Annotated in this window: 16 protein-coding genes; 14 read left to right on the top strand and 2 right to left on the bottom strand. The window is 55.7% G+C overall.

Features of this window, described 5'->3' with window-relative positions; all coding sequences use genetic code 11:
* Positions 1-126: 126 nt before the first annotated feature.
* The gene (locus tag ACO06L_RS04630; RefSeq protein ID WP_064228336.1) at positions 127-369 is read left to right on the top strand and encodes a hypothetical protein; all 243 of its coding nucleotides are present in this window, start codon (positions 127-129) and stop codon (positions 367-369) included.
* 16 nt (positions 370-385) lie between these two features.
* Here ACO06L_RS04630 and galU read toward each other — a convergent pair whose 3' ends face one another.
* Positions 386-1,222, bottom strand: coding sequence for a UTP--glucose-1-phosphate uridylyltransferase GalU (gene galU, locus ACO06L_RS04625; RefSeq protein ID WP_136631891.1), 837 nt, complete (start codon positions 1,220-1,222; stop codon positions 386-388).
* Positions 1,223-1,554: 332 nt separating this feature from the next.
* On the opposite strand from galU, the gene ACO06L_RS04620 reads away from it, so the two are divergent.
* The 10 genes from ACO06L_RS04620 to prpF all read left to right on the top strand — a co-directional run bounded on the left by ACO06L_RS04620 (position 1,555) and on the right by prpF (position 15,159).
* Positions 1,555-2,703: a ShlB/FhaC/HecB family hemolysin secretion/activation protein gene (locus tag ACO06L_RS04620; RefSeq protein WP_202347526.1), complete on the top strand. Its 1,149-nt coding sequence runs from the start codon at positions 1,555-1,557 to the stop codon at positions 2,701-2,703.
* A gap of 114 nt (positions 2,704-2,817) precedes the next feature.
* Positions 2,818-4,365, top strand: a complete 1,548-nt coding sequence (locus tag ACO06L_RS04615; protein ID WP_227715955.1) for a glucan biosynthesis protein G — start codon at positions 2,818-2,820, stop codon at positions 4,363-4,365.
* 25 nt (positions 4,366-4,390) lie between these two features.
* Positions 4,391-4,675, top strand: coding sequence for a hypothetical protein (locus tag ACO06L_RS04610; protein WP_202347527.1), 285 nt, complete (start codon positions 4,391-4,393; stop codon positions 4,673-4,675).
* A complete protein-coding gene (gene mdoH, locus ACO06L_RS04605) occupies positions 4,668-6,797 on the top strand; it encodes a glucans biosynthesis glucosyltransferase MdoH (RefSeq protein WP_202347528.1) in 2,130 nt (709 codons plus the stop codon). Before ACO06L_RS04610 ends, mdoH begins: the two co-directional genes overlap by 8 nt.
* A 54-nt stretch (positions 6,798-6,851) precedes the next feature.
* A complete protein-coding gene (locus ACO06L_RS04600) occupies positions 6,852-8,438 on the top strand; it encodes a glucan biosynthesis protein (RefSeq protein ID WP_202347547.1) in 1,587 nt (528 codons plus the stop codon).
* Between the two features lie 111 nt (positions 8,439-8,549).
* Positions 8,550-9,230: a GntR family transcriptional regulator gene (locus ACO06L_RS04595; protein ID WP_202347529.1), complete on the top strand. Its 681-nt coding sequence runs from the start codon at positions 8,550-8,552 to the stop codon at positions 9,228-9,230.
* 17 nt (positions 9,231-9,247) lie between these two features.
* Positions 9,248-10,135, top strand: a complete 888-nt coding sequence (gene prpB, locus ACO06L_RS04590) for a methylisocitrate lyase (protein WP_202347530.1) — start codon at positions 9,248-9,250, stop codon at positions 10,133-10,135.
* A gap of 124 nt (positions 10,136-10,259) precedes the next feature.
* Complete coding sequence (gene prpC, locus ACO06L_RS04585) at positions 10,260-11,390, top strand: bifunctional 2-methylcitrate synthase/citrate synthase (RefSeq protein ID WP_202347531.1); 1,131 nt, start codon at positions 10,260-10,262, stop codon at positions 11,388-11,390.
* Entirely contained in the window at positions 11,387-13,984 is a 2,598-nt protein-coding gene (gene acnD, locus ACO06L_RS04580; protein ID WP_202347532.1) for a Fe/S-dependent 2-methylisocitrate dehydratase AcnD, read from the top strand. The genes prpC and acnD overlap by 4 nt, the downstream gene beginning before the upstream one ends.
* Positions 13,981-15,159, top strand: coding sequence for a 2-methylaconitate cis-trans isomerase PrpF (prpF, locus tag ACO06L_RS04575; RefSeq protein WP_202347533.1), 1,179 nt, complete (start codon positions 13,981-13,983; stop codon positions 15,157-15,159). Before acnD ends, prpF begins: the two co-directional genes overlap by 4 nt.
* A gap of 65 nt (positions 15,160-15,224) precedes the next feature.
* Here the strand turns inward: prpF and ACO06L_RS04570 are convergent, their stop codons facing one another.
* On the bottom strand, positions 15,225-15,941 hold the full coding sequence (locus ACO06L_RS04570; RefSeq protein ID WP_336143094.1) for a DUF1194 domain-containing protein: 717 nt from the start codon (positions 15,939-15,941) through the stop codon (positions 15,225-15,227).
* A gap of 268 nt (positions 15,942-16,209) precedes the next feature.
* On the opposite strand from ACO06L_RS04570, the gene prpD reads away from it, so the two are divergent.
* The 3 genes from prpD to ACO06L_RS04555 all read left to right on the top strand — a co-directional run bounded on the left by prpD (position 16,210) and on the right by ACO06L_RS04555 (position 20,232).
* Positions 16,210-17,694 carry a 2-methylcitrate dehydratase gene (prpD, locus tag ACO06L_RS04565; protein ID WP_336143093.1) on the top strand — a complete coding sequence of 495 codons (1,485 nt, stop codon included), beginning with the start codon at positions 16,210-16,212 and terminating at the stop codon, positions 17,692-17,694.
* 170 nt (positions 17,695-17,864) lie between these two features.
* Positions 17,865-18,626, top strand: a complete 762-nt coding sequence (locus ACO06L_RS04560; protein WP_064228348.1) for a PEP-CTERM sorting domain-containing protein — start codon at positions 17,865-17,867, stop codon at positions 18,624-18,626.
* 193 nt (positions 18,627-18,819) lie between these two features.
* On the top strand, positions 18,820-20,232 hold the full coding sequence (locus ACO06L_RS04555; protein ID WP_064228349.1) for a TIGR03013 family XrtA/PEP-CTERM system glycosyltransferase: 1,413 nt from the start codon (positions 18,820-18,822) through the stop codon (positions 20,230-20,232).
* Positions 20,233-20,277: the final 45 nt, after the last annotated feature.

Genomic DNA, 20,277 nt, shown 5'->3' with positions numbered 1-20,277 from the left:
GTTCAGTTGTTGCCATCTTCAGTATAGGCAGATTGTGTGCAAAGCTATATGTACGTTACATTTCCGGATTGATTCACTTCGCAGGGCATTATTGGGGCAAGTATCCCGATTTGGATGACGAGGTAAATGGCCATGCAACATGCGCAACCCATTCAGCACTGGGAACCAGAGAGGCCTGAGGACCACGGGCAACTTGAGCTTCCCGGTATTGCCCTGGACAAGAGTGATGAGCTGCTGGAGTCGCTGGCTGAGCTGGAGGAAGCGCTTGAGAAGGTGCAGCTGACTGCAGAAGAGGTGGAATTGCTTCGCCGGTTCCGCAGGACGAGCGCGGAAAACCGGCGAATGATTCTTCAGATTCTGGGCAGCTGAACCCGCCCCGGATCCGTTACTTGCCTTTCTTGTAGATATTCTCGTAGACGTAGTTGGTGGCTTCCACAAAGCCATCAATGCTGCCGCAATCGAACCGGCGCCCCTTGAACTGGTAAGCCAGTACGCAACCGTTCTTTGCCTGTTCGAGAAGGGCATCGGTAATCTGGACCTCACCGTTTTTGCCCGCCGGCGTCCGCTCGATAATGTCGAAAATATCCGGGGTAAGAATGTACCGCCCGATAATCGCAAGGTTGCTCGGGGCATCTTCCGGGGCCGGCTTTTCCACCATATCGGTGATCCGGTAGAGACCATCTTTCATGGATTCACCGGCAATCACCCCGTATTTGTGGGTTTCGTCGGCAGGCACTTCTTCAATGGCAACAATGGAGCAGCGGAACTGGTTGTAGAGCTTGACCATCTGCGCCAGTACGCCGTCTTCACCCTCGGGGCCAATGCAGAAGTCATCGGCCAGCACGACTGCAAAGGGACTGTCCCCCACAAGGTTGCGACCGGTCAGGATGGCGTGGCCGAGGCCTTTCATTTCATTCTGTCGGGTAAAGGCAAAACTGTTGTGGTCGATCAGATCACGGATGGAGGTCAGCAGGTCTTCCTTGCCCGAACCGGCAATCTGGTGCTCAAGCTCGTAGCTGATGTCGAAGTGGTCTTCGATAGCCCGCTTGCCCCGACCGGTTACAAAGCCGAACTCATGAATACCGGCTTCCGCGGCTTCCTCAACACCATACTGAACCAGGGGTTTGTTCACCACCGGCAGGATTTCCTTGGGCATCGCCTTGGTTGCCGGAAGAAAACGGGTGCCGTAGCCGGCGACGGGAAACAGGCATTTTTTGATCATATCATTCGTCCTTTAATAGTCGTTTTCGCGCCCTGTGGGCTGCTCAACGCCTCTGCGTTGGCCTATGAACGGTTGTTCTTTCACAAAGTGTGCCGAGTTTACCCAAGTTGTTGAGACAAATGCAGGGGGCATCCACATTTGTAACTGTGAGTATCTCTGTGTGTCCCACGAGGGCTGGTTGGAAACGTTAAGATACAACTTTCACAGGGCGCCCTAACACTCTGTTTTTAGGAAGATTAAAATTGTAAGTTTTAGCAAAAAACCATAGCCCAAACCGCATACCTCTTTTAAAGTGTTGGTAATCCTGAACCTGACCGGCCGAGGCGTTTGTTTTGCGAATTTATTGTCTGGTTGCACTGCTTTGGTGCGCGCCCGCCAGCGCCGTTTCGATAGCTGAGAAGTTGCCTCTGAATCCTGCAGGCTGGAATCTGTACCCGGAAGACCTGCTCAGGTCTGTCACCAGCTACCTCGCCTCCACTCTCAAATTTTCCGGGGCCACGGACCATACCAATGACTCTGCCGACGGGCGTCTTCGCGTGGCCGGCAGCAACATGATTTTGTCCCGCCACGATATCTCGCTTGATTTCAGGGATTCGGTTTCACGCCAGAGTGATGGGGATTTCCAGTCTCTCACTTTCCATTACTCGTTCCCGGTGGCGGGCGTTGACTTTGCACTCGCCGTCGAAGATTCAGAAAATGGGGGTGTGACCACCAAAGCAGGGCAGCAAGTCGATGCTCGTGACGAATACAGCGGTCTGAATCTATCAGGAAGTCGGGCATTGTGGTCATGGAACGCTTTTGAAATGGACGGCCTATTCAGCCATTCCAGTGGTACAAGTCGCCGATACGAAGAGTCGGTGTGGGTTTCGGATACATCTCATCAGCTGTCCAGCTTTGGTGTGCGATGTTCAGGCAAGACGGAAATGGTCGGCGGTTTTCAGGCTGGCACCCTTGTCACTGCAATGGGGGGACTGGAAAACCGTGAATCCACTAGCGTATCGGCAGTTACCTCTGAGCGCACCCGCTTCCATAAACTCACGTTGGGCGCATCCCTGAGCCGTTCGTTTTACGCCTGGGATCTTGGGCTGGACGGACGATATCAGTTGGCACCGGAAGATCTTGCTTCCTCGGAATACCTTTTGGTCGCCGGCCCTTCCATGTCGCAGGGGTTTAATGGCCAGTCCATGTATGTATCCGAGGGTGGGTGGGTTCGCATGAATGCCAGAAGTCCGGGGTATTCCCTGCCTTTTTTCAATTCGGTTAATTCCTATGTCTCGGTGTCGGTTCTCAAAGGGTGGGCGCCGACATCGGTAACTGACGGACAGGGTTTTGGCGCCAGCACCGGAGAGGTCTCGCTTCGCCTCCAGGGCAGGGGATTCTATGCCAGCATGAATGTTGGGCAGATTCTGGATCTCTCAGGAGAAGCCATGCGTCGTCCCGCGGGTCCGGATGTATCTCTTTCCATGTCCCTGGGGATCTGAATCTGGCGCCGGAAAATCGGCAAAATCCTTTCAAAGCCGTTACGAAGATGTCACTTGAGGCGATGCGCCCATCAGGTGCTACATTCAAGCAACGGAAAGCAAGGGATTTTGTGCATGAAAGGTTCAGGACTACCAACAACTTGTCTGATGATGTTTTTCCTCGCCTGCCATCCATCACTGGCGAATGCTTTCGGCTTTGAGGATGTGGTGGGCAAGGCTAATGAGCTGGCCAGGAAAAGCTATCAGCAACCACAACCTGCACCGGATTTCCTCCAGGCGCTGGAATACCCTGTGTACCAGGGCATCCGCTTTAAACCTGAGGCAAGTCTCTGGCGCTCAGGGCGCTCCCCATTCCAGGTAATGATGATCCCTCAGGGAAGTTTCTACGCCCACGCGGTAAAGCTCCATGTGATTGATAGCGAGGGGGTGAAGTCGGTCGCTTACGACAAGGCCGATTTTGACTACCCGACGCCGGAGCTTGCCAAGCGCATCCCGGCTGATCTCGGCTATGCCGGTTTCAAGCTCACCTTTCCCTTCGATGGCAAGAACGTACAGAACCAGTTTCTGGTTTTTGGTGGTGCCAGCTATTTACGGGCTATTGGCAAGGGGCAGCAGTTCGGCCTCTCCGGGCGTGGTATCGCGGTTGATACCGGCTTGCCCTCGGGTGAGGAGTTTCCGTCTTTTAAGGAGTTCTGGCTGGAGCGGCCCGCCGCAGACAGTGACACCATGGTGGTGTACGGGCTTCTCGACGGGCCCAGTTTGACCGGTGCATACCGTTTTGTGATTCAGCCAGGGGAAAGTACGCGGATTCGTGTAACCGCTGAACTTTTCTTCAGGGACGATATTCAGCAGTTGGGCCTGGCGCCGCTCACCTCCATGTTCTTTTACGGTGAAAACACACTTCGTCCCCGGGGAGAATGGCGGCCCCAGGTGCATGATTCAGATGGACTCCTGGTTCATGATGGCCAGTCTGGAGAATGGCTATGGCGGCCACTGATCAACCCATCGCAACTGCAGCTGAATTTCCACGAGGTAGGGCAGTTGAAGGGGTTCGGCTTGATGCAGCGGAATCAGCAGTTTCAGCAGTTCCAGGATAGTGAAGCACGCTACGATCTGCGCCCCAGCGCCTGGGTTCAGCCGGTTAAAGACTGGGGGCCGGGCTCTGTTGTGCTTGTTGAGATTCCCTCCGGTGCAGAAACCAATGACAACATTGCGGCCTTCTGGAAACCGGATCAGGACGTGAAGAAAGGGGAAGGCCGCCGATTCGAATACGATCTGGCCGTCGGATCGCCATCAGTATCCCGCCACCCTTCAGGCCGCGCGATCCACACATTCGTGGGAGATGGAAACCGTACTGGCGGAGGCAATGAGGTTGGAGCCTATCGGTTCATAGTCGACTTTCAGGGCAAACAACTGAGCGCCCTGGGGCCAGAGGATGCCGTGGTCAGTCAGGTCTCGGGTGGCAAAGGCGTCGAGATAATAGAGCATTTTGTAGAGTACATCCCTGCCACTGATGCCTGGAGGCTCTCGATTCTTGCAAAACCCTCTGAAGAAGAGCCGCTGTCATTGAGGGGATTCCTGAGCCTGGGTAGTGAGACGTTAACCGAAACATGGACTTACTCATTGCCACCCGCTACCGGATTGCGGGCGAAATCTGAGTGACGACGGCAGACGAAAGGAGGCAACGATGACAGCGCAGACGCTACAGCAAGTAGTCGCTCGGGTATCCACCTACTTGACGGAATCCGGCGTAACGATGAACCGAAGCATGTCCCGCAAGCTTCTGAAAATGCTGGATGATGCCCTTGCGGAGACGGGCGGGGAGGGTGAGACCAATGATTTCAGCGAAGCGCAGTTACTCGCCCGGGCCATGGATCGCCTTCCCAACTACTTCCCCGTTGTGGAGGAAACGATTCCCGCGCCAGCTCCGCCGCTGTTGCGCGGAAGCATAGGGTACCCCGCTCATGGCTGAAGTTCCCGGCGCCACCTTGTCTCAAGGCTACCGCTGGCGACACATTGCATTCGCTCGCCGTAGCCTGCTGATCCTGTTTGTGCTGGGGCAGACAGCCGTAGCCAGCTACTACCTGCTCTGGGTGCTTCCATACCATGGAGGGACCTGGCTCGAACTGGGTATGACAGCGCTGTTTGCCATTCTTTATGCATGGATTGCAGTCGGTTTCTGGACGGCGGTATTCGGTTTTGTGCTACGCCTCACCGGTGGCGACCGTCACGGGCTGTTGCGGCGCCATAATCCGGAAGCCCTTGCCGCTACGCCACTGGCAAAAACGGCTATTTTGCTGCCGATATACCACGAGCCGGTAGAGTGGACCCTGAGCGGCCTGAAAGCGGTGTACAGGGACATTGAACGGACAGGCAGGATTGAGCATTTCGAGTTCTATATTCTCTCGGACAGCCGTGATCCCGATGTCTGGCTGGAGGAGCAGCGGCGGTGGCATGAGCTCGCCCGAGAGCTGGGCGCCGAGGGTAGACTGTTCTATCGTCGGCGTCCGGTGAACCTCAATTACAAGAGCGGAAATGTTGCAGACTTTCTCCGGCGTTGGGGGCGGCGGTGCAAGTATATGGTGGTACTTGATGCCGACAGTCTGCTCAGCGGCGATACGGTTGTGCGCATGGTGCAGCTGATGGAACGGGAACCCGGTGTCGGTATTCTGCAAACCAATCCGACCATCATCAACGGGAAATCACTGTTTGCCCGTGTTCAACAATTTGCCAATCGGTTCTATTCAACGTTGTTTGCTACGGGCCTGGCCGCGATTCAGATGGGCGACGCCGCTTTCTGGGGACACAACGCGATCCTCCGGACCGAACCATTCATGAAGCATTGTGGTTTGCCCAAACTGGGCGGATTCGGCATTTTTGGTGGCCCGATCATGAGCCACGATTTTGTCGAGGCAGCCTTCATGGGCAGGGCGGGATACGAAGTCTGGCTCGAGACGGGATTTGGCAACAGCTTTGAGGAATCTCCTCCCACGCTTGCTGATGAACTGTCCCGAGACAACCGCTGGGCCAAGGGCAACCTCCAGCATCTTTGGGTGATGTTTCGTGAGCCGGGACTGCGCTTTGCTCACCGGATGGCATTTCTCAATGGGGTAATGGCGTACCTCGCATCCCCACTGTGGTTTGGCTTCCTTGTTCTGACCACGTTAGAGGCAGCGAGAATGACGCTGGCTCCAATCGAGTACTTTCCTGAAGGTCATCAAGGGCCGTTTCCGCTCTGGCCGGAATGGCGGCCGGACTGGGCCCTGGTGTTGGCGTTAAGCACCTTCGCACTGCTGTTCCTGCCCAAATTCCTGGCCATTCTTGATGCTGTTCTCCACCGTTACACCCGGGAGTTTGGAGGATTCCTTCGGCTATTTGCCAGTGTGTTGCTGGAGATAGTGATCTCGATCCTGTTGGCACCGGTAAGAATGTGGGCACACAGCCGTTATGTTGTGGCAGCGTTGCTCAATTTGTCGCTTTCCTGGTCTGGCCAGAACCGCACGGAGGAAACAACCTGGCGGCAGGCGCTGGTTACGCAGTTTCCCGGAATGCTCGTTGGTGGGTGCTGGTCGGCGTTTGCATTGAGCCTGGATAAACTGTTTTTCCTCTGGTCATTGCCAGTTGCCATTCCGTTGTTGGTGGCGGCTCCAACCGCAGTTTATCTGAGCAGAATCGGGCCGGGCAGCGTACTAAAGGCCTGGGGCCTTCTGAGAATACCGGAGGAACGCGAGCCTCCATTGCCATTGCTGGATGATGCGCGCACTTTTCGTTCGGAGCCCGTTTGCGATTCCGTATGGAGTCCCTTTGAACAGGCCGTTCTCAATCCCGGCCTGAACCGGTTACACAGGGCTCTGGCAAAAGATCACCGCAGAGGACCGAGGAGCGAAAAGCTTATGGTCGCCGTTGACCGCTGCCTTGAGAAGGGACCATCGGTGATGAGTCGTGCAGAACTGAGTGGCCTGGCTAGAGACAGCCAGTCCCTGGCTGACCTGCATAAAGGCGCCTGGCGTGCACCTGAACGGGGCTACTGGGGCCAATGCATCACCCGCAGAAGTCACGAGCAGGTATCCAGGCAAGACCCAGTATCTGGCTAACGGAGCCGGATGCCGGAGTTAGAGACAGGAGGAAAAATGGAAAGGGTCACCAAGGTGGATAGACGGTCAGTGGTCAAGGCGTTGGCCGGAATCCTAGGCGTCGGTTTCCTGCCGCTAGCGCCCCTGGTAAATGGAGCCGGAATTCAACCGGTATCTGGCAGCAGGCTCCGTGCATTCAGCTACGCCTGGCTCAAGGGCCGCGCCCGGGCGCTGGCGGCCGAGGCGTACGTATCCCATGAAGGTGAATTGCCCCAATCCCTGAAAAATCTTTCCTGGGACGATTACCAGGCCATTGCTTTCCGCGCAGATAAGGCGCTTTGGCAAGACGACGATACCGCTTTCCAGATTCAGCTCTTCCACCTTGGGCTGTATTTCCAACAACCCGTAAAAATCCACGAAGTAATCGATGGCCAGGCCAATGAGCTGGCCTATCGACAGGATCTGTTCCGGTACAGCGGAGAGCAGCCTCTGGGCGATCTGCCGGAAGACCTCGGCTACGCCGGCTTTCGGGTTCATTACCACAACAACTTTGCCCTGGACCTGGCCGCCTTCCTGGGCGCCAGCTATTTCCGGGCGGTGGGCTCCGAGATGCAATACGGCCTGTCGGCCAGAGGGCTGGCCATTGATACCGGCACTGCCGGCGAAGAAGAGTTTCCCCGGTTTTCCGAATTCTGGTTGGAGAAGCCGGCACCGGGCAGCCAGCTCCTCCGGGTATGGGCTCTGCTGAATTCGCCCAGCACCACCGGCGCTTACGCCTTTGTGCTCGACCCGGGGCGCAACATGGTCATGGATGTCGATGTCGCGCTGTATCCCAGAACCGAAATCACCCGGGCAGGCATTGCGCCGCTGACCAGCATGTACCAGGTGGGTGAAAACGACGATCGCATGGGCTACGACTGGCGGCCGGAGATACACGATTCTGACGGCCTGGCCATACGCAACGGAAGCGGCGAGTGGTTGTGGCGGCCATTGGTGAATCCCACCAATCTCCGGTTCAACAGTTTCCAGGATAACAACCCGATCGGCTTTGGCCTGTTGCAGCGGGACAGGAATTTCGACCACTACCAGGATGACGGTGTGTTTTACGATCGTCGGCCCAGCCTCTGGGTGGAGCCCCGCGGAGAATGGGGGCGGGGCAGCGTTGACCTGGTGGAAATCCCCACCGTGGATGAAACCTTCGATAACATCGTTGCTTTCTGGCACCCGGAAAAACCCCTGTTGCCGGGCCAGGAGTATCTCTACAGCTACCGCCTGCACTGGGGGGAGCAAGCGCCGCTACAGCCCTATGAGTTGGCCACGGTGACAGCAACCCGTACCGGGCTGGGCGGAGTGGTAGGACAAAAGCGGACCTACTTCTCATGGCGCTTTGCTGTTGATTTCGCCGGCGGCGCGCTGGAGATGCTCGGTAAGGATGCGGATGTGGAGCCGGTTATCAGTGTGAGCAGGGGAGAGGTCGAAATCACGTCCGCCAGACCATTGTCTGCAATCGGCGGCTACCGGGCCATGTTTGACCTGGTGCCGGACGACTCCGTTGAACCTATCAATATTCGCCTGTATCTCAGGCTGGGCGGCGAGCCACTCACGGAAACCTGGCTATACCAGTACACACCACCCCCGGTTGCCCAACGCCAGATCTATTGATTGATTACAGCTATTGTAAACAATTTGAAGCTGAATTTAGTCAATATTGTTGACAATATGACCACTCAGGCGTAGCTTTTCTCAAAATCAACCCGGTTTTGTTGACAAACTATGACTGAGTTACTGTCTACCACCTATACGCGCGCCGATGAAGCTTTTGATTGTCTGCAAACGGCAATCGTGAAGGGCGAGCTGGCGCCCGGCGAAAAGATTGGCGAGCTGGAGCTTTGCTCCCGTTTTAACCTCACTCGCGGCCCTCTCCGGGAAGCGCTAGGCCGTCTTGAATCCCGTGGTCTTCTGGTGCGCCGCCCCCATGCCGGCGTTAAAGTGGTTTCAGTAAGCGCCTCAGAGCTGATGGAGCTCTACCGCATACGTGAAGTCATGGAGGGGTTGGCGGCCCGACAGGCAGCCGAGCGAATGACCGATCAGGAAATCGCCGATCTTCAGGCTACCCTCGACACCCACGAACGCATGATCGACGAAGCGCAGGGCCAGGCCTATTACCAGGCCGAAGGGGATTACGACTTCCACCACAGAATCGCCACCGGCAGCCGCAACACCAAACTTGCCCAGATGCTGTTGGGTGATCTTTATTACATGGTACGGATGTACCGCTACCGTCTCAGCACCTCCACCGGGCGCCCCCAGCGTGCTCTCGGTGAACACCGCCGTATCGTCGAGGCCATCGCCCAGCGCGACGGCGAACTCGCCGAATTTCTGATGAAACGCCATATCAACGCAGCAAGACAGAACATTGAGAAAAAGATCCAGGAAGGCGAAATCTCCATTTAATGAAAGAGGCCAACACCATGTCCAACAAACTCAGCCCCGGCGCCCGCTTCCGCAAGGCGCTCAAAGACAACCAGCCCCTGCAGATTGTCGGCACCATCAACGCCTATGCCGCCATGATGGCCGATAAAGTGGGCCACCAGGCCATCTACCTGTCCGGTGGCGGCGTCGCCAATGCCTCCTACGGCCTGCCGGATCTGGGCATGACCACCTTGAACGACGTGGTCGAGGACGTTCGCCGTATCACCGCAGCTACCGACGTACCGCTGCTGGTCGATATTGATACCGGCTGGGGTGGCGCCTTCAACATCGCCCGCACCATCCGCGAAATGGAACGTGCCGGTGCTGCGGCTGTCCACATTGAGGACCAGGTTGCCCAGAAGCGCTGTGGTCATCGCCCGAACAAGGAAATCGTGTCCCAGGAAGAAATGGTCGACCGCATCAAGGCCGCCGTGGATGCCCGTGAGGACAAAGACTTCTTCATCATGGCCCGTACCGACGCGTTCCAGAAAGAAGGACTCGAAGCCGCCATCGAGCGCGCCAAGGCCTGCATCGAAGCCGGCGCCGACGGCATCTTCGCCGAAGCGGTTACGGAACTTGAGCACTACAAGGCCTTCTCTGAAGCCCTCGATGTGCCGATCCTGGCCAACATCACTGAATTCGGAGCCACCCCGCTGTACAACCGTAAGGAACTGGCGGAAGCCGGCGCCGACATGGTTCTGTACCCTCTCAGCGCCTTCCGCGCCATGAACAAGGCCGCCCTGACTGTTTACCAGAACATTCTGGAGAAGGGCGACCAGAAAGACGTGGTAGACCTGATGCAGACCCGTATGGAGCTTTACGATTTCCTGAACTACCACGATTTCGAGCAGAAGCTGGACCAGCTGTTCCAGCAGAGCAAAGGTTAATGAGGTTTGTTGGATTACGCCTTCGGCTAATCCAACCTACAAAAATTCCGGCATCAATTATGTAGGTCGGATTAGGCGAAGCCGTAATCCGACACCCCAAACAAGATAACGATGGGAGACAACAATGGCTGAAGCAAAACAATTGAGCGGCGCAGGCCTCCGTGGCCAGGTAGCTGGCGAAACTGCCCTGTGTACAGTGGGTAAAAGCGGCGCAGGCCTGACCTACCGCGGCTACGACATCGCAGATCTCGCCGAGAAAGCCCAGTTTGAAGAAATCGCCTACCTGCTGCTGCGCGGCAAACTGCCAAACCGTCAGGAACTGGATGCCTACAAGAAAAAGCTCCAGAGCCTGCGCGGTCTACCTGCTGCCCTGAAAACCGTGCTTGAGCAGATCCCCAAAGACGCGCACCCGATGGATGTGATGCGTACCGGCTGCTCCATGCTGGGTAATTTGGAAACTGAAGAAGATTTCAGCGAGCAGGACGACAAGATCGACCGCATGCTGGCAGTGTTCCCGTCCATCATCACCTACTGGTACCGCTTCGCCCACGATGGCGTTCGTATCGAAACTGAAAGCGACGTGGATTCCATCGGCGGCCATTTCCTGGAGCTGCTGCACGGCAAGAAGCCCAGCGAACTCCACGAGCGCGTGATGAACGTGTCTCTGATCCTGTACGCAGAGCACGAATTCAACGCCTCCACATTTACCGCCCGCGTTTGTGCCTCCACCTTGTCTGACATCCACAGCTGTGTGACCGGCGCGATCGGTTCTCTGCGCGGTCCTCTGCACGGTGGTGCCAACGAGGCAGCCATGGCCCTGATCCAGAAGTTCAAGACGCCGGAAGAGGCCGAAGAAGGTCTGATGGGCATGCTTGAGCGGAAAGAGAAAATCATGGGCTTCGGCCATGCGATCTACAAAGAGTCCGACCCGCGCAACGCCATCATCAAGCAGTGGTCGAAGAAGTTGGCGGAAGAAGTGGGCGATACCGTGCTGTACCCGGTATCCGAGCGCTGTGAAGCCGTTATGTGGCGCGAGAAGAAGCTGTTCTGTAACGCCGATTTCTTCCACGCCTCTGCCTATCACTTCATGGGCATTCCGACCGAACTGTTCACCCCGATCTTCGTGATGTCCCGGGTATCCGGCTGGACCGCCCACGTGAAAGAGCAGCGTGCAAACAACCGCATCATCCGCCCAAGCGCCGATTACACCGGCCCGGCGGATGCCAAGTGGGTACCGATTGAGGAGCGCCCATGAACACCGAATACCGTAAAAAATTACCAGGCACCGACCTGGACTATTTCGATACCCGCCAGGCCGTGGAAGACATCCAGGCCGGCGCGTACGAAAAACTTCCGTACACCTCCAAGATCCTTGCGGAACAACTCGTTCGCCGCTGCGACCCTGAGGTGCTGACGGACTCACTGAAGCAGCTAATCGAGCGCAAGCGCGACCTGGACTTCCCCTGGTACCCGGCCCGCGTGGTGTGCCACGACATTCTTGGCCAGACGGCCCTGGTGGATCTGGCGGGTCTGCGTGACGCCATCGCCGAGAAGGGCGGTGATCCTGCCAAGGTCAACCCGGTGGTTCCGACCCAGCTGATCGTGGATCATTCCCTGGCCGTTGAGCACGCCGGTTTTGAGAAAGACGCGTTCGAGAAGAATCGTCAGATCGAAGACCGCCGCAACGACGACCGTTTCCACTTCATCAACTGGACAAAGACCGCGTTCAAGAACGTGGACGTGATTCCTCCTGGCAACGGCATCATGCACCAGATCAACCTGGAAAAGATGTCCCCGGTGGTTCAGAACCGCGATGGAGTGGCTTTCCCGGATACCTGCGTTGGTACGGACAGCCACACCCCGATGGTGGATGCCCTGGGCGTTATTTCCGTGGGCGTGGGTGGCCTGGAAGCAGAGAGCGTTATGCTTGGCCGTGCGTCCATGATGCGCCTGCCGGATATTGTCGGCGTAGAGCTGACTGGCAAACTGCAGCCGGGTATCACCGGTACCGATATGGTACTGGCCATTACCGAATTCCTGCGTAAAGAGCGCGTGGTTGGCGCCTACCTGGAGTTCTACGGTGAAGGCGCTGACAGCCTCACAGTCGGCGATCGTGCCACCATATCCAACATGACCCCGGAATACGGTGCCACCGCTGCGATGTTTTACATCGACGGCCAGACCATCGACTACCTGAAACTGACCGGCCGTGAAGACGATCAGGTTGCTCTGGTGGAGAAATACGCCAAGGAAACCGGTCTCTGGGCCGACAGCATGAAGAACGCCGAATACGAGCGCGTGCTGAAGTTCGACCTGTCCAAAGTGACCCGTACCCTGGCTGGCCCCTCCAACCCCCATGCGCATCTGCCGACATCCGAGCTGGCAGAACGCGGCATTGCCGGTGAGTGGGAACAGGAAGAGGGCAAGATGCCGGATGGCGCCTGCATCATCGCCGCCATCACCAGCTGCACCAACACCAGCAACCCCCGCAATATGGTGGCTGCCGGCCTGATCGCCCGCAACGCCAACAAACTGGGGCTGACTCGCAAGCCCTGGGTGAAAACCTCCCTGGCGCCGGGCTCCAAGACGGTCAAGATGTACCTGGAAGAAGCCAAGCTGCTGCCAGAGCTGGAACAACTCGGCTTCGGTGTTGTGGCTTTTGCCTGCACCACCTGTAACGGCATGAGTGGCGCCCTGGACCCGAAAATCCAGCAGGAAATCATCGATCGGGATCTGTATTCCACTGCGGTGCTTTCCGGTAACCGCAACTTCGACGGCCGGATTCATCCATACGCCAAGCAGGCGTTCCTGGCGTCGCCGCCGTTGGTGGTTGCCTATGCGATCGCAGGGACCATCCGTTTCGACATCGAGAAAGATGCCTTGGGCTACGACAAAGACGGCAACCCCGTCACCCTGAAGGACATCTGGCCGGACGACGCGGAAATCGATGCTATCGTGAAATCCAGCGTGAAGCCGGAACAGTTCCGCAGCACCTACATCCCGATGTTCGACATCACTCGCGATGCGCAGGCCAACACCAACCCGTTGTACGAATGGCGCCCGCAGAGCACCTACATCCGTCGCCCGCCTTATTGGGAAGGTGGCATGGTAGGTGAGAAAACCCTCAAGGGCATGCGCCCGCTGGCGGTGTTGCCGGACAACATCACCACTGACCATCTGTCGCCATCCAATGCGATCCTGATGAACAGCGCAGCCGGTGAATACCTGCACAAGATGGGTGTGCCGGAGGAAGACTTTAACTCCTACGCCACACACCGGGGTGACCACCTGACCGCTCAGCGTGCCACCTTCGCCAACCCGAAACTGTTCAACGAAATGGTCCGGGACGAAAACGGCAACGTGAAGCAGGGCTCCCTGGCGCGGATCGAGCCGGAAGGCAAGGTCACCCGTATGTGGGAAGCCATTGAAACCTACATGGAGCGCAAGCAGCCGCTGGTCATCATTGCCGGTGCCGACTACGGGCAGGGCTCCTCCCGTGACTGGGCCGCCAAAGGCGTGGCGCTGGCCGGTGTCGAAGCCATCGTTGCCGAAGGTTTCGAGCGGATTCACCGTACCAACCTGATCGGCATGGGCGTGATGCCCCTGCAGTTCGAGGAAGGCACCACCCGCAAGACCCTGGGCATCGACGGCACCGAAACCTACGACGTGGAGGGCACACCGGCGCCCCGCGCTGAGCTCACTTTGGTAATCCACCGGAAGAACGGTAGCACCGAGCGCATTCCGGTTGTCTGCCGCCTGGATACCGCTGAAGAAGTGTCTATCTACAGCGCAGGTGGTGTGTTGCAGAGGTTCGCCGAGGATTTCCTGCAATCGGAAGGTGCGGCATGACACACAAGCCACAAATAAAAATCCCCGCCACGTACATGCGTGGCGGCACCAGCAAAGGCGTGTTCTTCCGGCTGAAGGATTTGCCGGAAGCCTGCCAGAGCCCGGGCGAAGCCCGGGACAAACTCCTGCTGCGGGTGATCGGCAGTCCCGACCCCTACCAGAAGCAAATCGACGGTATGGGCGGCGCTACCTCCAGCACCAGCAAAACCGTGATCCTGGTGGAGCCCACCCAGCCGGATCATGATGTCGACTACCTGTTCGGCCAGGTCTCCATCGACAAGCCGTTTGTGGACTGGAGCGGTAACTGTGGCAACCTTACTGCTGCTGTAGGCGCTTTCGCCATCAACAGCGGTTTCGTGGCCAAAGACCGGATTCCGGAGAATGGCACCTGCACCGTCCGCATCTGGCAGGCCAATATCAAGAAAACGATCGTCGCCCACGTGCTCATCACCAACGGTGAGGTACAGGAAACCGGCGATTTCGAGCTGGACGGCGTAACCTTCCCGGCTGCCGAAGTGCAGGTGGAATTTATGGACCCGGCTGACGGCGAAGGCTCCATGTTCCCCACCGGCAACCTGGTGGACGACCTGGAAGTGCCCGGCGTAGGCACCCTGAAAGCCACCATGATCAATGCCGGCATCCCCACCATCTTCCTCAACGCCGAAGACATCGGGTACAAAGGCACAGAGCTACAGGACGACATCAACTCCGACCCCAAAGCCCTGGCAATGTTCGAAACCATCCGGGCCCACGGTGCGGTGAAGATGGGGCTGATCCAGAACATCGAAGAAGCCGCCAACCGTCAGCACACCCCGAAAGTGGCCTTCGTGGCGAAGCCGTCGGATTACGTATCTTCAAGCGGCAAGAGCATCGGGGCAGGGGATGTGGATGTCCTGGTTCGCGCCCTGTCCATGGGCAAACTCCACCACGCCATGATGGGCACGGCGGCGGTGGCAATTGCCACGGCATCGGCGGTTCCCGGAACCCTGGTGAACCTTGCGGCAGGCGGTGGCGACCGAACCCATGTGACCTTCGGTCACCCTTCCGGCACCTTGCGTGTGGGGGCAGAAGCGAAGGAAGTGGATGGTCAATGGACCGCAACCAAAGCCATCATGAGCCGCAGTGCGCGGGTATTGATGGAAGGTTGGGTGATGGTGCCTGGCGATACGTTCTAACAAAAACGGCGGCCTTTTGGCCGCCGTTTCATTCTGCTTATGGCTCAATCGTGCAGGTCTTTCTGTCAGGCTTTCTTGCGACGCATACCTGCAACACCGAGGAGTCCCAGACCCAGAAGGCCCAATGTGGCGGGTTCAGGAACCTGAATCTCGCGACGAAGCTTTTCTTCGAGGGTAGTCTGGAAGTCGTTGAAGTTACTCGCCAGGAGCGAAAACGATCCCGGTCCATAAGCGAAGTCGGGAGCAGTGCCGGTTCCGATGCCAATTGCGTTGACTACATCGGCATTGCCATTTTCCACGGCCCACGCTGAAGTGCCGGTTATGGCAGCAGATCCAGCAGGATCAGTTCCCACATTGTTAAAACCGTCTGTTGAAACATCGATGATGGAACGTTGCGCTAAGCCGCTAAACGTGCCTTCAGCAGAGGTTATCCCGCATGAAATACAGGTGAGGTTACCATTTCCGCTTTGGCTGAGACCAAGGAAAAAGTTTGCCAGATTTGTCCTGGCGGTAATGTCGGTAATCGTCGTCATGGTCCGCACGACACTTGCGGTCTGTGCAAACCGGATGACCGAAATGCCAACGCTTCCGTCAGTGGGCACCACATTGTTGATTGCGTTAGCGTAACCACTCATCTGGAGGTTCCAGTTACTGCTACTGATACTTCCAGATGCATCCACCACCAGAGCCAATTCCGTAATCGGAGCTGCTGACGCTGAGAATGGCGCAAATGCCGTGCAGCACGCCAGAAGCAGAGCTGCGAGTGTTTGCTTGATTTTCATATGAAGATCTCCTTGAAAATTGTTTTTACAGGTTTCCGAACCCGCCTTTGCCTGAGCAACGCAGTCGCTTGCTCTATTCTTTTCGATAGCCAGACTCGTGCCAATAATAAATTCAACATTATAAACAGTGACATAGGGATTTCTGTCTAAAAAATGACACACTGAGGTGTAAATTTTTTCAACATCAGCCGATCCGCGATCACTGAATTCCGCTGGGTATTCAACTAGTCTTGATCGTAAAGCTGACTTCAAAAGAGGAAAACGGTTTATGTCTGCGCAATTCGATATAAACGAACGCCCCGATTATGACGAAGTCCTGAGCAAAATAACTGACTACGTTCTAGGCTATCGCATTGACAGCGACGAAGCCTGGAACACCGCTCGCTACTGCTTGATGGATACTCTCGGGTGCGGTCTTCTGGCTCTGCGTTTTCCGGACTGCACGAAACATCTTGGCCCGATCGTTGAGGGCACGGTGGTTCCTCATGGTGCGCGCGTACCCGGAACGTCTTTCCGGCTTGATCCGGTGAAAGCCGCCTGGGATATCGGCTGTATCGTTCGCTGGTTGGACTACAACGACACCTGGCTGGCGGCAGAATGGGGTCACCCATCGGATAATCTCGGTGCCATATTGGCAGTGGCAGACCACCTCTCGCAGAAACGGGTCGCCGAGGGCAAAGCCCCCCTGACTATGGGAGCGGTTCTGGAGGCCATGATCATGGCTCACGAAATCCAGGGGGTCCTGGCGCTTGAGAATTCGTTCAATCGCGTGGGTCTGGATCATGTAGTGCTGGTGAAAGTCGCCTCTACAGCAGTTGCGGCGAAAATGATGGGCGCCAACCGGCAGCAGCTACTCTCTGCGTTATCCCATGCATGGGTAGATGGACAATCACTCAGGACTTATCGTCACGCACCCAACGCAGGCTCCAGAAAATCCTGGGCCGCCGGCGACGCCACATCGAGGGCAGTGAGGCTGGCCGATATAGCCATGCGTGGGGAGATGGGAATACCGGGAGTGCTGACAGCGCCGCAATGGGGTTTCTACGACGTACTATTCAGCAAAACCAACAAAGATCAGAAGCTCAAGCCAGAGGGCAAAAGAGAATTCTCGATTCCCCAGAATTTTGGCTCCTATGTAATGGAGAACATCCTTTTCAAGATTTCCTTCCCGGCCGAATTCCATGCCCAGACCGCTGCTGAGGCAGCAGTAACGCTTCATCCAGAGATACAGGACCGGCTTGATGATATCGACAGGATTGTTATTACCACTCACGAATCGGCTATCCGGATCATCTCCAAGGTTGGAAAGTTGGCGAACGCGGCGGACCGGGATCACTGTTTGCAGTACATGACAGCCGTACCTTTGATTTTCGGAACTCTCACTGCAGAACACTATGAGGATTCATTTCACGAGGCTCACCCGATCATCGACACCCTTCGGGATAAAATGGAGATCGTTGAAGATGAGCGCTATACCCGGGAATACCTGGAGGAGGACAAGCGTTCAATAGCCAATGCGGTCCAGGTATTTTTCAGAGATGGCAGCAGCACCGACAAAGTAGCCGTTGAGTATCCTATTGGCCATCGCCGGCGGAGAAAAGATGGAATGCCATTGCTGTTAGATAAATTCCGCCACAACCTCGCCACGCGGTTTCCAGCTCAGCGCTGTGATCAGATCAACGCAATATGCAAGGACCAGCAGGATCTGGAAGCAACTGCCGTACAGGATTTTGTTTCACTTTTTACCATTTAGCGAGGTTGGACAAGGGACAAGTGAGGCCGCCTGTCAGTAATTTTTACACAACGTTAAGCTCATTGGCTTATTTTTTGTTTAACTAATTGAAAGTAATAGGTTAAAAATTTCGGCCCCGAATTTGCTTCAAGGAGCAGACATCAAAAAGGGAAGTACCAAGGAGCAGTATCATGGTGATGTCTTCATTCCTTCGATTGGCGGCCGGCATCTCGGTCGCATCAGCGTTTGCTTTTTCGTCCATCGCTCAAGCCAGTATCGTCCATTACGTTAGCGGCCCCGGCGCCACCCAGGATGATGAGCAGTTTTTTTGGGGCCAACTCTCCAGCCGACAAACGGAAGGTTTTGAGGGGCTTACAAGTGGCTTTCAAAGCCTGGTAGTCAATACCGGTGTCGGCGAATTCTCTACCTCTGAGAATAATCCGGATCAATATGGCCAATCCTGTAATCAAGGGAGTTTTTCTTGCGGTGAAGGTTTGGGGATTGTGCAAGGTGACCTTTACGGCCGCTTCCCGATGCCAAGTGACACTGACAACGAACAGTATCTGGATAGCCTCGATCATCAAGCTTTCGATTTCAAGCCAATAGACGGTGTTACTGCCATTGGCTTCTTCCTTACTGACCCTAATGACCAGTGGGGCACCCTGGATATCAAAGTTAGCGGAATTGACGACGTTTTCACCGAATCAATTCAAAATATACTTGGAACGAATGGCAACGTATCCTCCGGAAACACCTACTACCTCAGCTTTTTTTCGCTAAGCGGTTCTATTGAAAAGCTTTCTTTCAATATGAACAACACCAGTGATGGCATTGGTATAGACAACGTTACCGTTGGCCGTGTGACGGTCCCTGAGCCTGGAACTCTGGCTCTTCTTGGCCTTGGTATTACCGGGCTCGCGCTGTCGCGGAAGCGAAAGCAGGCGAAATCGTAAGAAGAGGTTAACGTAACTGGCAGGTCGGAGAAGTACGGCCTGTCAGTTTTGTTTACAAATAGCGGAATGCATCGAAAAGGTTATGTCCCCTCGATTGAAGTAAACCCAAATTGAAGTACACTGTTGCTCTGAAATCGCTGTATAGAACGCAAAGGATGCAGTTTTATGGTTGTGAGCAGCAAAAGGAGTCGACGTGGCCCACGTCAGATTGTTTAGACACTACATTCATCTCCCCTTCGTCATTCTTGGCCTGATCGACTGCGCTGTCCTGGTCCTGGCTTGTGCACTTGCCATCTTTTTCCGGTTTTTTGGAGATGTTGAGCTTTTCGGCGCTAATCTGAAATTTATTCTTCCTTCCTGTGTTGTTTTTGCAATATTCAACCTTGTCGTGATGGTCGCTTTGGGTGTTCATCAGTCCCGGGTTGAGGAGGGCATGTCCGGCATGATGCTCCGGACTATCATGGCCGTTGTTATTGCGCTTCCACTGAGTGGTTTTGCCTGGTTTACCTCAAGTGAATGGCTTTGGTACCTGGGAGACAGCAGTGTTCTGACGACCTCTTCGGTATTTGGTGTTTTTCTTCTTGGTATTGCTCGTTCGGTATTTTTTGCGGTCATCGGCAAGGATGCGTTCAAACGGAAAGTGTTGGTGCTGGGCGCCGGCGTTCGTGCCCGACAGTTGCTGGAGGATCTGAGAACGCCATTTAACAGGAAGGGATTTGTGTTGGCCGGGTTTGTCCCCATGCCGGATGCCGCTATTGAAGTCGATCAACAATACCTGCTGAACTTTCCGGGTACGCTTCACGATTATGTGCTGCGCAGCCCGGTAGCCGAGATTGTGGTTGCTGTCGATGACCGTCGAAAGGGTCTGCCGATGGAGGACCTTCTGGAATGCAAAATGGAAGGCATCAAGATTGTCGACGGAGCGAGTTTCTATGAGCGTGAGTCGCGCAAAGTTGCCCTTGAGATGATTACGCCAGGATGGCTGGTGTTCTCGGACGGTTTCAATGTTTCTTCTGTATTTGGCGCAGGCAAGCGCTCTCTCGACTTGCTTGCCGCCGGCGCGCTTTTTATTGCTACCTGCCCATTGATGTTGTTGACCGCTATCGCGATCAAGATTGAGGATGGCTGGAAAGCACCGGTGTTTTATAGTCAAGAAAGGGTTGGACTTAACGGCAGACCTTTCATGGTCCACAAGTTCCGCTCAATGAAGACCGACGCTGAGAAAGATGGCGCAGTATGGGCGAAGAAAAACGACTCCCGGGTAACCAGGGTCGGAGATTTTATTCGAAAGGTAAGAATTGATGAGCTGCCTCAGCTATTCAACGTCCTGAATGGCAGCATGGCTTTTGTTGGGCCGAGACCAGAACGTCCTGTGTTCGTTGAGCAGTTGACCCGCAAGATTCCATTCTACAATGAACGACATCGCGTAAAGCCTGGTCTGACCGGGTGGGCGCAGCTTTGCTTTGCGTACGCCGACAATGAAGAGGACACTCGCGAGAAACTCAGGTACGACCTTTATTACATCAAGAACCAAAGTTTACTTCTGGATTTGTTGGTTATAATTCAGACAGTAGAGGTGGTATTGTTCAAAAAAGGATCAAGGTAGCTGTGGGTCAGAGTTTTCTCGTCGATTACAGCTTTCCCATTCACG

The sequence above is a fragment of the Marinobacter sp. genome (assembly GCF_965229985.1).
GTDB lineage: Bacteria > Pseudomonadota > Gammaproteobacteria > Pseudomonadales > Oleiphilaceae > Marinobacter.
Note: the sequence above shows the minus strand (reverse complement) of the source record. Positions and strands in the feature narration are given on the sequence as shown.

What these genes read in the sequence shown, in the direction of transcription:
- ACO06L_RS04630 (WP_064228336.1), top strand. Translation starts at nt 127, where the DNA reads ATGGCCATGCAACATGCGCAACCCATTCAGCACTGGGAACCAGAGAGG.
- galU (WP_136631891.1), bottom strand. Translation starts at nt 1,222, where the DNA reads ATGATCAAAAAATGCCTGTTTCCCGTCGCCGGCTACGGCACCCGTTTT.
- ACO06L_RS04615 (WP_227715955.1), top strand. Translation starts at nt 2,818, where the DNA reads ATGAAAGGTTCAGGACTACCAACAACTTGTCTGATGATGTTTTTCCTC.
- ACO06L_RS04610 (WP_202347527.1), top strand. Translation starts at nt 4,391, where the DNA reads ATGACAGCGCAGACGCTACAGCAAGTAGTCGCTCGGGTATCCACCTAC.
- mdoH (WP_202347528.1), top strand. Translation starts at nt 4,668, where the DNA reads ATGGCTGAAGTTCCCGGCGCCACCTTGTCTCAAGGCTACCGCTGGCGA.
- ACO06L_RS04595 (WP_202347529.1), top strand. Translation starts at nt 8,550, where the DNA reads ATGACTGAGTTACTGTCTACCACCTATACGCGCGCCGATGAAGCTTTT.
- prpB (WP_202347530.1), top strand. Translation starts at nt 9,248, where the DNA reads ATGTCCAACAAACTCAGCCCCGGCGCCCGCTTCCGCAAGGCGCTCAAA.
- prpC (WP_202347531.1), top strand. Translation starts at nt 10,260, where the DNA reads ATGGCTGAAGCAAAACAATTGAGCGGCGCAGGCCTCCGTGGCCAGGTA.
- acnD (WP_202347532.1), top strand. Translation starts at nt 11,387, where the DNA reads ATGAACACCGAATACCGTAAAAAATTACCAGGCACCGACCTGGACTAT.
- prpF (WP_202347533.1), top strand. Translation starts at nt 13,981, where the DNA reads ATGACACACAAGCCACAAATAAAAATCCCCGCCACGTACATGCGTGGC.
- ACO06L_RS04570 (WP_336143094.1), bottom strand. Translation starts at nt 15,941, where the DNA reads ATGAAAATCAAGCAAACACTCGCAGCTCTGCTTCTGGCGTGCTGCACG.
- prpD (WP_336143093.1), top strand. Translation starts at nt 16,210, where the DNA reads ATGTCTGCGCAATTCGATATAAACGAACGCCCCGATTATGACGAAGTC.
- ACO06L_RS04560 (WP_064228348.1), top strand. Translation starts at nt 17,865, where the DNA reads ATGGTGATGTCTTCATTCCTTCGATTGGCGGCCGGCATCTCGGTCGCA.